This window comes from Microcoleus vaginatus PCC 9802, assembly GCA_022701275.1.
Lineage (GTDB): Bacteria > Cyanobacteriota > Cyanobacteriia > Cyanobacteriales > Microcoleaceae > Microcoleus > Microcoleus vaginatus_A.
The window spans coordinates 1,342,656-1,356,451 of the sequence record CP031740.1 but is presented as its reverse complement, the minus strand read 5'-3'; the positions used below and the strand labels follow the sequence as shown (position 1 = coordinate 1,356,451).

General features: G+C 44.7%; 7 protein-coding genes and 1 pseudogene. 2 read left to right on the top strand and 6 right to left on the bottom strand.

All coding sequences use genetic code 11. The features are described 5' to 3' along the window. Nucleotides 1-45 precede the first annotated feature (45 nt). Nucleotides 46-3,567, bottom strand: coding sequence for a response regulator (locus D0A34_05670; GenBank protein ID UNU18432.1), 3,522 nt, complete (start codon nt 3,565-3,567; stop codon nt 46-48). A 961-nt stretch (nt 3,568-4,528) separates the two neighbouring features. On the opposite strand from D0A34_05670, the gene D0A34_05665 reads away from it, so the two are divergent. Then, on the top strand, nt 4,529-4,798 hold the full coding sequence (locus D0A34_05665) for a hypothetical protein (protein ID UNU18431.1): 270 nt from the start codon (nt 4,529-4,531) through the stop codon (nt 4,796-4,798). A gap of 479 nt (nt 4,799-5,277) precedes the next feature. Next, a complete protein-coding gene (locus D0A34_05660; GenBank protein ID UNU18430.1) occupies nt 5,278-5,901 on the top strand; it encodes a GNAT family N-acetyltransferase in 624 nt (207 codons plus the stop codon). 1,100 nt (nt 5,902-7,001) lie between these two features. Here D0A34_05660 and D0A34_05655 read toward each other — a convergent pair. The 5 genes and pseudogenes from D0A34_05655 to D0A34_05635 all read right to left on the bottom strand — a co-directional run bounded on the left by D0A34_05655 (nt 7,002) and on the right by D0A34_05635 (nt 13,296). After that, a pseudogene (locus D0A34_05655) lies at nt 7,002-7,849 on the bottom strand (IS630 family transposase). A 1,163-nt stretch (nt 7,850-9,012) separates the two neighbouring features. Beyond that, entirely contained in the window at nt 9,013-10,731 is a 1,719-nt protein-coding gene (gene hflX / locus D0A34_05650; protein UNU18429.1) for a GTPase HflX, read from the bottom strand. 348 nt (nt 10,732-11,079) lie between these two features. Next, entirely contained in the window at nt 11,080-11,307 is a 228-nt protein-coding gene (locus D0A34_05645; GenBank protein UNU18428.1) for a hypothetical protein, read from the bottom strand. 332 nt (nt 11,308-11,639) lie between these two features. Continuing rightward, complete coding sequence (locus D0A34_05640; GenBank protein ID UNU18427.1) at nt 11,640-12,119, bottom strand: DUF4383 domain-containing protein; 480 nt, start codon at nt 12,117-12,119, stop codon at nt 11,640-11,642. A 991-nt stretch (nt 12,120-13,110) separates the two neighbouring features. Then, entirely contained in the window at nt 13,111-13,296 is a 186-nt protein-coding gene (locus D0A34_05635; GenBank protein UNU18426.1) for a hypothetical protein, read from the bottom strand. Between the last annotated feature and the right edge of the window lie 500 nt (nt 13,297-13,796).

Sequence of the window (13,796 nt, the reverse complement as noted above, 5' to 3'; positions counted from 1 at the left end):
TCCCAAAATTGTGCGTGGGATATCAACATATAATACTTCTAATGACTAATCACAATTTAGTAAAAAAGTCAATACCGTTTCATCAATTCCCTTTAGTTTCAAAGGCTTATATTTAACAATGCGATTTTCCTCAACATAATCTGCAACCGCCGCCGAAATTAGCACAGTGTTTGGTTCCGTCGCCTCTTGCAAGCGGGCGGCAATATTCACGCTCGGCCCGATCGCAGTATAATCCGCTCGATCGGGGCCACCAAACATCCCCACCACCGCAGTACCCTGGTGAATTCCGCAGCGAAACCGCACCGGAGGCACGCCATTTTCCCCAACAATTCCCTGCTCCAACCAGCCCTTGTTAAGCTCCTTCAGAGCTCGCAGCATTTGCCCCGCAGCAGCCACAGCGCGACGTACTTGCTCATTAGGCGTTAGTTCCTCCGGCGCGCCAAAGAAAGCCATTACCGCATCTCCAACAAACTTGTCCACCGTACCGCCACTGTCAAAAATAGCCTTAGTCATTGCCGCCAAATATTCATTCAACAGCTCAGCTACCCGGCGCGAGCGCAGCGTATTTGCCATTTGAGTAAAACCGACAATATCGCTAAACAAAATAGTAATCAATCGCGGTTCCGGGCGCAAATCCAGGGCCAAATCTCCAGCCGCTGCGGCCTTCACCATCGCCGGCGGTAAAAATCGGCGCAGCACCGACTCAGTTAAATAACTGTTCAACTGCTGCACTCGGCGCTCGTTTTGTTTGAGGGCGATCAAATTCCGCACTTCCGCCAACAATTCTCTATCATTAAAAGGCTTGGACAAATAAGCATCCGCACCCCGTTCTACTCCTTCTATTCGAGTATCTTCGTCGGCTTTAGCAGTCAGCAAAATTGCCGGAGTTCCCTGCAATTCCTCATCCTCTCGAATCATGCGAATCAAATCCAAGCCCGAAATCAAAGGCATCATCAAATCCGTTATAATTAAATTAGGGCGACGTTTTTTAGCCACGGCAAATCCTTCTTCTCCGTTGCGGGCGAGCAAAACTGCAAAGCCGGAATCTCGCAGAATAGCCGACACATAAAAGCGCAAATCGGGATTGTCGTCAACCACCAAAACCGTTCCCACTGCTGTTTCTGATTTAATCGGTTGGAGCGCCTCAAAGTTATGATTTTCTGCCTCATTTTCAGACAACTCCGCCTCCACATCTGCCAGTTCCACCGCAGCTTTGGATGAGTGAAACTCCGCAGGTATTTCTAGTACCTGTTCCGGGGGCAAGTGAGTCGAACCGAAGTGCAGCCAAACGGTAAAAGTAGTACCTTCGCCGTAAACTGACTCAACTGAAATTTGACCGCGGTGGAGTTCGACTAATTCTTTGACAAGTGCCAAACCTAAGCCGCTGCCTTCATAGGAACGGCTAGCTGAACCTTCGGCTTGGTGAAACCGCTCGAATAAATAGGGAATTTGTTCCGTGCGAATGCCGATACCAGTGTCTTTTACTTGCAACAAGCAGTGAGCGCCGGCCGATTCAACTTTCAGGGTGATAGTTCCGCCTTCTGGGGTGAATTTGACAGCATTTGACAGCAGGTTGTAAATAACTTTGTCAAATCTTTCAAGATCCAAATAAAGTAAAGGACATTCTTGCAGTTGGGTAATTAAGTGGAGTCCCTTTTTCTCGCAGTAGGCGCGGAATGACTCTGCGGTAGAGTAACAGAAACCGACTAAATCGCAGGGGCGAAAACTCGGCTGCATCCGTCCGGCATCGAGTCGCTGTAAGTCCAGCAGTTGATTTACCAAGCGCAGGAGGCGGCGGGAATTACGCAAAGCGATTACGGCTTGTTCGTAGGGCAAGTCTTCTTGGCGCCTGCAAGCTGATTCCAGAGGGCCGATGGTTAGAGTTAGAGGGGTGCGGAACTCGTGGGAGATATTTTGGAAAAATTCGGTTTTGAGCCGATCGGCTTCCAGAAGCCGTTCTGCCTGCTGTCTGGTAGTCTGGTAGAGGCGCGACTGCTGTACGGCCAGAGCAGCTTGAGTGGCGACTATTTGAGCCAGGTCAATGTCTGAGATGTTCCAGCGGCGGATGCTGCGATTTTGGCGCAGGGAAATGCTGCCGATGATTTTGCCTTCTGAGAGTAAGGGAACGACTAACAGGGCGCGGGCTGGCGATCGAACTTGCAGTTCTGTAACATTTAACTCGGGGTGTTCGTCGAGATCTTCGATCGCCACCGGCTCTTTTGATACCATAACTTGCAGCAACACCGGATTGCCCCGAATCGGCACCAAAGACTGTGGCAGGGAAGGATGGGCAAAAACCCAGGCGGGAGCATTCCCAACAGCATCGGCCGAAATCGTCTCAGGGCCAAGAGGGTTCGCAACTACCTCTGGATGGTTAAAACCTTCTTCTACAGCCACGGTATCTCTATTTGTGTCGTATAGCCCCACGCATTGGACGTATTCATCATCTTCTGTCCACAGAGATAGGGCGCAGCCGTCCACTTGTAAAGCTTGGCCGAGTTGTTGAGTAATGGCTGCAAAAATATTTTGGGGATCGAGACTCGATCGAATTGCCGTAGTAATAGTATTGACTAAGGCCTCGCGCTTGGCCAGCGCCCGCACCTGTTCGTAAGCCCGGGCTTGAGAAAGCGCCAAAGCCGCTTGGTCTGCCACCGTAATTACCAACTGTACCTCGTGGTCTTGCCACTGGCGCGGTCGATCGAACTGGTGCAGCGCCAAGACTGCCATCAGTTCCATTTTGTAAAACAGCGGTACGATCAAGCTCGATCGAATATTCGCAGCTTCGTAAGCCTGCTGTCGTTGCTGATTATCCCAGTTTAAAACTCGATCGTCAGTTTGGGCATCTTGAATCACCTCCACATCCAGAGTTTCCCAAACCAAATCCGGCAGCAAATCTGGGGAGAGTTCGGCAGCAGAAGCATCTCCGGGCATCGCTTCCTCATCGCCCCGCAACCCTTTAGTTTCTGCCTTCTGGTAAACGAACCACTCATCGGCCACTCGGCCGTCTTGGAACGGCCGCAGCAGACAGCAACTCACCTCAAACATCTGCCCAACACTTTCCACAATTCTTTGCAGCATTTGCTGGTAATTGAGAGCCGATCGGATAGTATTGGTAACGGCATAAAGCAGCGATTCTTGGCTCAAAGCACGGCGCAGTTCATTGGTGCGCGTTTTCAGAAGATTGTGAGTCTCAACAGCTTGACTGACAAGATTTATCAGCTCTTGAGCATCCCAAGGCTTGGTAACGTATTTGAATACTTTGCCAGCGTTAATAGCTTCAACTAAATCTTCAACATCCGTATAGCCAGTTAAAATAATTCGGATCACGTCGGGGTACTGAGCCGCCGTCAGGCTGAGAAACTCCGTACCGCTCATTTTTGGCATTCGCTGGTCGGAGATAATCACCGCAACTTCTCCCTCTTTTGCCAAAATTTCGAGAGCAGCGGGACCCGATTCGGCTCTGAGCACTTTGTAGTCTCGATGGAAGGTGCGGTAAAGCAAGTCGAGGTTATCCGGTTCGTCATCGACGATCAGAATTTTTAGCTTAGGATTTTCTTGGGAATTCATGCACCGTTCTCCTGTGCCCCGGGGCTGTTCGATTTAATAAGTCTGATCAAAGGAAGAATTCGCCGATTTAAATTGCTGAAGTCATACCATTTTCGATTTTCGATTTTCGATTGCGAATGACTGATGACATAAGGGTTGGGATTTAGCCTAGAGTGCCATTATTTTGGGAAAATAATATCACAATAATTCGTGGATATGAAGTTGTTGTGAGTGTGCGAGGCAAGCATCAACCTTGATTTTTGATGTCTGGGTTTTCAATGCGGAATTCTTCTGAGCCACAGTTATCTGTCGTGCACCCCAATTTTATTATTTAATGATATTCACATAAACCCGTCTCCCGATAATTTTCTTTCACCCCTTACCTTTATGCAGGAGAGCAAACACAAATCCTGTCATTTTAACTGCCGTCGGGATATCTCAGAATACATAGGAATAACCGTCCTGATTGTGAGTTGATTTGCCAAATTTATGTTTGCTTCTGGCTCCTGGGACTGTTTTATTTGGTATGTGAAAGCTGCCCGCAGCAAGATACAATAGACAACCAACATCTTCGCCTGTGTTTTTTCCCACAAGTAATAGCAACTTTAACAGTCAGCCAAGGATACCGACCACAATCCGGCGCCGAGCCCGTGACTGATATTCGGGGGTGGCTGACAGACCACAGAGGTGTCTGTGGGAGTGACGCAATTGCTGTACCATTTTAGTTAGACTTGCACTTTTTTCCCCGATCTCGGCATTTTTTGTGCCTCCTGCAGACCTTCGACAAGCCAATTACTGCGGCCAAACACCGCAAGCTCGAGCATCCATCTGTTAATCTTAGCTAGGGATGTACTCTGTGGAAACCGATCAGTCGATTTTAGATTTTAGATTTTAGATTTTAGATTTACTCCACAGATGAATCGCGGAGCTTGAACTAGGGTCTAAAATTTTGATCTCTCCACGACCAGTGTCGGTGGCGTATATGGGTTTTTGGGCGGGGTCAATCAGCTCGATCGAGGTTTTGAAGGTCTCGCTCGCGCGCAGCAGAGTATCGAACCGACGGGGAAAACCCCTGCAGACTGTTTCCAGGCATCCAAATTTAAATTGGAAGTTGGGAAAGTACCCCCTAGCTCAACAGGTAAGGCCGGTTCGATCGGGGACGGGCGATGGATTGCCCAGAACTGCTGAAAGCAGGGGTGCCCGGTCGGGGGGCGGCGGGGAACCTCCGACGCGCCAGCGCGGCCGGTGTTAGTCTGGTTAGTCGTTGAGTTTTTCAACTACCGCTTGACGGATAAATTATATTCGATCGGGTATTTCCGTAAGCAGAGAGCGGTAAGATTCCGGGAACCTGACGTTGAAACCTTTGTGATTGTTTTTAATACCTTGCCCGCTAAGCTGTCGCGCATTTAATTTGTAAGCTACTGTTTACTTAAACTCTTGTGATGCCGGTCGAAAGCCAGGAATCAAGCTTCAATTTAAAGGCCAAATAGCTTATCCACAAATCTAGTATTAGGGGATGAGTTTTATTTTTTCATAAGTAGAGTATTAAATGCTAAGAATTTTTCATTTACCTCACATACTACTTAAAGTCAAGCACAAAAAAATGTAATTTAATCTGGCTAATAAACTATGCCTATAAGTTACGTTATAAGATCAGTATAACATCAGTGAATTTTCTAAGATGGTAGCTTAGAAACCCGCGTAAAAAAATTAATATAGTGGCCTGGCATTGTGAATCCTTCATTTTTTTCCTCACCATCTCACCAACAACAAACTCCCGGACTTTCTGGTTTTTCGATCCGGGTCGCTGCGCCCAACGACTTAACGCAGCTAGCTGATATTTTAGCCATGAGCTTTCACTCCCGCGAGGGGTTTGTAGAATGGGTGTATCCAGTGTTGCGTTTGGGCATTTACGAAGATTTAAAAAATCGACTGCGTTCTAAGGCAGAACATTACATTTGTCTGGTTGCTGAGCTAGTCTCGCGGGACGAGGGAACGCAGAATTATAGATCGCACCGAGATCAGCGCATGGCAGGAACAGTAGAAATGGCTCTGCGTTCTCGTTTTCCTTGGCAAATACCGAGTTCTGACTATCCTTATTTGTCGAATTTAGCCGTTCACCCGGACTACCGCCGACAGGGCGTTGCTCAACAATTGCTCAGCAACTGCGAGGAGACAGCCAGAGAATGGGGATTTTCTGAGATTTACCTCCACGTTCTGGAAAATAATCACGCGGCGCGACAGTTGTACTATCAAGCCGGCTATCGCTTGCAACAGGTGGATTGGAATTGGACTGGTAGGCTGTTCGGCCAGCCGCGCCGCCTGTTTTTACGCAAGCAGATTTCGCTATCCTAAGCTAAGTATTTGAATTGATCGTGGGGAAGTGGGGCGGAACAGGAAAAAGGAAAAAACAGCTATCCGTGTATCTGTGACTTCCGGAGCGTGAATTAAGGGAATTGGTAATAGGTAATTGCGACGTAGAAAGAAGAAGTATTTAGTTATCTAGGAAAGAAGTATTTAGTTCAGGACTTACGCAGGCACCATACATATAGTGTGCCAAAAAAAGGAGATCGCGTTTGCTCTCACGATCCTCTTTTGTCACTTTGGGGACAGTATAAGACGCCGACAGCAACCAAAGATGTAACTGCTCGCTACTGAAAAATAGTCATCCAAATAATTTATAAAATAGTTTATTAACCATTTTTAAAATGTTATAATATTCCTCAGAGTCTCTAAGAGGTGACGGTTGTTTAGTCGCTTCTTTCAGAAATAAAAGTAGGGCAAATCGGGATAATTCTTGTATGGTATCTAATTATTTTTGGGTGCGTTCTACATTTTTTACGATGCCGATCGACCTTTGACGAACGCTCGCCAGTTATCCCTGGTTTTATCGCCACTTCTCCCAGGGTCGAGCGCTAGTTATCCCGCTCGCCGATCGCTTCTGGAACGACTATGCTTAATTTCATCAGTTGACGAGTGGCTGTTAATTGTTCGTCAAATTATTGCGTTGTAAAATAGGGAGAGTTCTCTTCAGTTTTTTGAAGATACATCTCATGGCCCCACTACCACGTATAGCCTCACCCTCGTTCAAATTCATCCATGAGTATTCCCACAACTATCGACACCTGTTTGATGAAGGCAGAAATTATGAAGTATTTAAACTCCTAAATCTCGAACTGTTATCAGAACTCCCCCGTAAATCCTTGCCCAACATAGCCGGAGGGGTTGGGTTATCCAATAGCCAATCTTTACATCACTTTTTACAGAATTCAATTGGGGAACATCCAGCTTTAAGAGAGACTAGATTAAAATAGATTCTTCAATTAATTAGAGAACAACAAACTATCCTCTGTATTGAGAAAAATGGAGATGTCAAAAAAGGCGAAGCTACTGATTATGTATCCAAACAGTACATTGGAAACTTAGATATAGTCATTTCAAATAAAAAAGAGACACTATTGAGCGCAGTAGGCACAGATGAGTTCATCTAAAGATGTGCCAGCAGGAGCATACATTCTGGCTCGCTTTAAGGCACTAAAATCGTGTTCAATATCGTTCAGGTCTGGAGAATATTTCGGGAGAAAAAGAACTTGATGACCCGTTTCCTCTACCAGTTCTCGAATCGCTGTTTTTCGATGAATCGGTGCATTATCCATGATTAATATAGATGGCTTTGTTAGAGAGGGTAATAAATATAAAGATAACCACCCTTCAAAGCCTTCTGCATTGAGGCTTCCCGTAAAAACCATTGGGGCAATTAAGTCCTTTTCTCCTTTCAGTCGAACGGCTACTAGATTTTCTCTTTTTCCCGGTTTGCCGGACTTTTCACCCCAGATTTTTTTTCCTTTTTTTGACCAGCCATAAGCACAATCTTGAAACGGCTCAAATCCTGATTCATCAAGAAAAACCAGACTTTGACTTCCAGATACTTTAATCAATTCTCTGAGAGGAGAGTAGTATTTCATCCTTTCTTCTCGGTTTCTCTCCTGGTAACGAAGTTCTTTTTTTTTCGGGTAATTTTCATTTCTTTAAGAGCATAAGATATGGCACTGGGTCTGGTTCCAAACTTCTTGGTTCTGTCGATTAATCTGGCATCTGGATTCTCTTTAACATCCTTTTCTAATGCCTGCCAATCTAGTTTTATCTTACGTCTTTTTACCTTTGTAGCTTGAAGGTCTGACCGACCCAACCACCGATATATCGTTGCTCTTCCTACCTTAAATAGGACAGCAGCTTGGGCGATACGACCGCCATTTTCTACATAATCCACTACTCTTTTTCTCAAATCTATGCTGTAAGACATTTTCCTAACTGGTTAAGGATTTTTTTTCATTTTACCTCATTTTTTAATGTTCTCATTCTTATTTGAAATGACTATAAAACCGCCGGGGGAATTGTATCGGTCAATGCCTATGCAGTTGTAGGAGGAATCACTTATCGATTGCTGTTGAAAATCTTTAAGACCAGAGGGCGTCTGCTACCCGGAGACACCTATAAAGGCTAACCTCAGCTAGCTGTAGAAATTCTGCAATAACTCACAGAAATTGGATTTCATATCTCTTAGGTTTTAGCACACAGTTTATATGGAAAAAGTGGAGATGTCATTGGTACATTATATCGGCTAGGTTTGCATTTTATTGTTGCCCTTGGCAGCAATCATGGTGCGAGAGCTCGCGCCTGGAAAACAAGTACGTTATAATAGCTGGAAACCTTACCAACACCAGCTATCACATCGTCAAGTCGAACCCCGATTTATGAGACAAATTATTTTTTGGAAACGCCATCTGCTGAGATACTACCCACTTACCTTCATGTAATACTACCGATTCAACTGGTGAAAACAGTTGGTATATTATCACTAATTGTGAGGGAATATTCACCTCAAAGCTGCTCGAATTTATAATTTAAAAAGATTGGATTTAGTCTGACTTTAAGCAAGTCCAGAACGAGTTAGGATGGGTCGATTATCGTCGCAGGGATTATCCGAGCAGACAACGGTGGTGGGAAATTATTTGGAGGGTTTACTTATTAGTAAGTATTCACACCAACTATTTCGATGACGATGATTAGTTAGCTAGAAATTCAACCAATAGATTGACTCTTTCATCTCAGTTAATTGTCCAATTTTAACAATATCGTGGGTGGTAGAATAGTAAGACATAAAAAAGTACGATGAATAATTTTAAATTAATTATTCAACCGTACATTTTTTATTGTTTAATTCGTCCCTGGTTATAAGGGTTTAAGCTGACAAGTCTGGGACTAAAATTGTGCAAATTAATCCATTATTTGAAGGAGTTTCGGACTCTTCTTAATGAAGGAGTAGTTAGGGATTTGGTTGCGCTGTGAGCGTCTTATATTCTCCCAGTATTGAAAACAGAGGGATTAAATATGCGATTTAGATGCACAACAGCTTAATAGTCGCATTACCAAATTCAAATTTATAGTCAACACGATCGCTCCCTTCTACTGTTCTACAAGTGCTGGAGATAAAACGCCGTCGTCCATAAATTGTAGCAATCGCTGCCTTAAAGTATCTAAACCCAAGCTTTGAGTGGCTGAAATAAATACAGCTTCGGGATATTCTTGCTGGGCTAAAGCTAGAGTTTCGCTATCGACCCGATCGATCTTATTAAAGGCAATCAAAGCTTTCCCCGGAAGGGCAGGCATTTCTTCTAACACGTCCATCACTGAACGGATATGGCTTTGCCAAGCTGGATGAGAAAGATCGACGACATGAAGCAGGGCATCTGCCTCCGTAACTTCCTCTAGTGTGGCTCGGAACGCATCCATTAGCGGTGGCGGGAGTTCGTGAATAAATCCAACCGTGTCTGTCAGAAGAACCGATCGCCGTTCCTGGGTTTGCGGATCTGTAATGACAATCTTTCGCGTCGTCGGGTCGAGGGTGGCAAACAGGCGATCGGCTGTGTAAACTTCGGCATGAGTCAACACATTTAACAGGGTGGATTTACCCGCATTCGTATAACCTACCAATGCAATAGAGGGGACTTCTTGCTGCTGTCGTTGTTGCCGTAAGCGGGCGCGATGTGCCTGTAGTTGGTTCACGGATTGCTGGAGTTGCGCGATTCGCCGCTGAATGACTCGTCGCTCAGTCTCTAGTTTGGTTTCACCAGGACCTCGCGTCCCAATTCCAGCCCCTAATCTTGACATCGCCTGACCTCGACCCCGAAGCCGAGGTAGCATATACTCCAATTGCGCCAGTTCCACTTGCAATTTACCGGCCTGGGATTGAGCACGTTGAGCGAAAATATCGAGAATGACTTGAGTCCGGTCTACTACTTCGATTCCAATCTGGTTTTCCAAGTTTCGCGCTTGAGAGGGAGAGATATCTCGGTCAAAGACAATGACATTGGCTCCAAGCTGATGAGCCAAAAGCGTAATTTCTTCTACTTTTCCTTGACCGACGACAGTTTGAGGATGGGGATGCGATCGCTTTTGGTGCACCGTCTCCAGTACCTCTCCTCCCGCACTCTCAACTAACCGGACGAGTTCGTCTAGTCCATCTTGAAACCGTTGGGCAGTATGATCCTCGGTCATTAACCCAACCAGCAGAACGCGATCGCCCTCACTCTCAATTGCTGGCAATTGAGATGTTTCAAAGCCTGCTTCTTGAAAATCCCTTTCCCATCCATCAACTAAGTCGTCAAAGTCTTGCTCAGTCAGGTCATCCAGACTGAGGGGAGGAGAAACGAGGCAAGGCGTGTCTAAATCGGGTACCAGGTGAGCTAGATAAGCTTCTTTGACATAGCCAGTAGGGCTGTCATCTCGTCTTTGGGTTCCATTGCTGTTGGGGATTAACACCACCAAAGCATCTAAGCGTTGCCGTGCCATGACCATCAGTGCTGCAGGATCAGGTGCCTCTCCTTTGAGTTGAGTGGCAACGCAACGAATTCCACTCAAGAGCCCAGCGCCCTGTTGAGGCAGCTCTTGCGGCGGAATTTGAGTCTGTTGTGGCGTACCTACCCCGACTCGGACTACCTGCCCGCGTCGATTAATGTAGCTGCATACTGGCTGATGAATTTCTGTACTAATGGCTGCTAGCTTCTGAGCAAATTCGGGGGCGATCGGGCGATCGCTTGGCTGCCGCTGCTCGGAAAGCTGCTGTAATTGTTTGATGTGACTCGGTTGTAATCCTTTAAGATTGCCGTAAATATTCTCGCTCATATTCTTCAGAAAACTTGCGTCTGAACCCGTTGACTCTATATGTTTCTATATGTTATTCGTATTCCTTTTTGAGCCAATCTTTCCTGGGGAATAACTAGGGTATGAAGCGACAACTTGCTCTTTCTGAGAACAGACGATTAGAATCCTTTGAAGGTTCTAATAGAGACATACTAAATCTTAATCGTCAATTTAAAAAACACTCGCCTTACATTTATAGATTTTCCTGCTCAATCCGCCCCATCTCTGGAGAGAAACATAGTCCTTTTAAGCATCTTACTATAAAGTCTTCCATTACTAGAATTTGCCGACTTTTTTTCCAACCCATTCCCTATTGATTAACCTATGCTTCTACCTAAAGGAGTGGACTAAATGGTAAACTACAGTCGCAATCTCTATCACCATGTCGTACTTGTCGAGGTACGGCTTGCGGGCGGCCAATGCCTGAGTAAAATACTGCATTGCCACTTTGAGTTCGCTATTAGCTTCACCGAACTGTTCTAGCAACAAGCTCGCAAAGCGTGGATCGGCCTCGAACACCCGCGCATGGAACTCCAGCTCTTTGACGTGATAAAATATCTGGATTTCTTACCTAATATTGCTGTGCTTCGATCTGCTATAGAGCGGGATAAAAGCTTGAATCAACTCAAAAACTTGTTAAACAAACAGAGCTTTAGAGAGACTATTATTGTAGATTTATTTGCTTCCTATAATTAAACAAAGTAACGGCTACAGTTTCCCTGGCTTTCTACCTAGAGTTATAGATTGGAAGAGAATTTTTTCTAACCTCTTCTTAAAAGAACTCCACGAATAAATTCAGGAAACTGTACCGCATTTTTTCAATCCAAAAACCATCCCGCTACGGGAATGAGCATACACTCATCCCGCAGTAAGACGCTATCAGTCCTCTCTTAAGATCTGGGCGACGTGTTCATCTGTGGCATTGTTTGTGTCGGTTGGACAAACCCAAAGTAGCCAGCGACGGTGGCTGTTAGGGCGTTGAACCAAACATTGTTCCCGAAAATCGGCATTAAGCCGAACGTTGTCTGAGCCACAGGCAGCAATCCCATGATTGCGATTAAGGCATAGGCGATCGCAAAACCCCGATTGTATAGACGCGCACCACCCGAACTGGTATACGCAACAATCCCCACGCTGCCAACTACTATGTGTACGATGTTATGCAAGAGATTGGTTGGGAATAGCCCGAATAGATAGCCAAATCCCGCCGAATAGATGTTAGGAGATGTATCAACCGGGATAGCCGCACCTGTAGGTGGCAGTGAAACAAGACCTGGTACAAATCCAGCCAAACCTATAACCGCGAAGAGGATTCCGATAATCAGGGCACAGTAACGCTGTCCCATATTTTCCCTGTTCATGTTGTCCATCTTTTTATTCCCTCATTTTTTCAAATCTTCTTGAAGGGTGTTCTTCTCGCTTTTATTTTCACTTCAATGGAGTTCCCTAAAGAATAGAAAGAAATACTATGGGGTAAGCTGACGCGAGATATACCCCACAAGTACCGTCAGATTATCTATCCCTATTCTTCACCTACTCCCCACTCTTCATTTGAGGAACTCCTAGAAGCAGTGCAATAATACTTTCTATTAAAGCCATATTTTAGCCCGTTTACTCTATCAAAAGGAAGAATTAGAGCGGTAAAATTAACGCAGAGTGACAAACTCTTCGACAACTAAAGGATGAAGCCGATTGCTTCATCGAAATGTTTCTTGGTTGCCCTTAAGCGGGGGGCTAAAGCCAGACATTTAATAATCTCTACCGCCACTTCACCCACCATGTGAGCAGCACCCGATCAGATCGCCTATCAACAATTAACTTGATTAACGTAAGTTCGACGCGAGCGTGAGCGACTGCAAACATAAACGAACTCTTGCTCGCGAGCGTGCTCGCTCACGGTCTCGACAATTATCGGACACGGGCTTTGTTGCTGTATAAACTGTCGCGCTCGGCGATCGTGAGTCCCTCAGAACTTACGTATCCACGCTATATAATATAGGGTACTAAAACTTCCGAAGGCTCGGAAAAATATGTGAGCGACCGTCATGAAAATAAAAACTTTAATTTTCAAAAAAATACCGATTTTCCTGTTAAAGGAGGAGGAAACATATAGTAGTTTTTAAGTTTTTATTTGAGGGGACATAACAGTCATTACTACTTTAAAGTGTAAACTTTGTGGTGCTATGAAATGTGCGGTTTTTGTGAAAAATTCACACTACGATTGCCCAGATAATAGGATTTATTTGCTTCACGGCTTTGCGCTCTTGACCAGCTTATATGCCGATGAATTATTTGAGATAGCGATGCAATTATTCAACTTTAAAAAGTTCAGACAACTTTTTTTATATCGGTTGTGTCCCCTTAATTTAAGTCCTTGGTTGCTATATATTCCGTGCTGTTGGTAGAAAGAGTAACACCAAAAAGCTTGACTTTTTTCTCTGCCGGGAAGCTGCGAATTTTTATGAGTTTTCCTGACAGGATTTCTAGTGATACCCACTCCCTTTTTTCAAGTGATTTATTTAGACTTGGATACTCCTCATGTGTCATATACTAAACGATTATTTTACAATATAAAATAGTAAATATTTCGCAAAATGTCAATTTTTGCCATCAGTTTTACCGGAGGTATACCAGCTATCCCTAACCACTTGGGCGAAAGAGATATGTTTGCTTTTGACCAAATCATCTAGCATATCGGCAACGTGTTATAGCTGGTTTTTACCGTCATCACAAGGGTAGTAAATCCGGTAAGTTATTACCCAAAAGCCACCGCTTTCTGGGTTAATATATACAATTAATCAATGCTATTTTTGGCAACAGCCTGTGTTCTATTCCATTAGATTGACGGCAGACTAATTCGGTATTTTGATCGTATATTTTGTCTAATACGCTCGTCATCAAAAACTAGGGAAACTTCAGCATATTCTTTGATTTATCCTTTCAGGTTATGCCACAATACGTTGGGTGTTAATTTATATTTTTATAAGTAACGGTTGATAGTATCATGGCTAAACTATTCTCAATGTTCGGCTAAATTTGTTAAAGCG

Bases quoted from the DNA above. Each gene is read 5' to 3' on its own strand.
- D0A34_05670 (UNU18432.1), bottom strand. From the start codon at position 3,567: ATGAATTCCCAAGAAAATCCTAAGCTAAAAATTCTGATCGTCGATGAC.
- D0A34_05665 (UNU18431.1), top strand. From the start codon at position 4,529: ATGGGTTTTTGGGCGGGGTCAATCAGCTCGATCGAGGTTTTGAAGGTC.
- hflX (UNU18429.1), bottom strand. From the start codon at position 10,731: ATGAGCGAGAATATTTACGGCAATCTTAAAGGATTACAACCGAGTCAC.
- D0A34_05640 (UNU18427.1), bottom strand. From the start codon at position 12,119: ATGGACAACATGAACAGGGAAAATATGGGACAGCGTTACTGTGCCCTG.
- D0A34_05635 (UNU18426.1), bottom strand. From the start codon at position 13,296: ATGACACATGAGGAGTATCCAAGTCTAAATAAATCACTTGAAAAAAGG.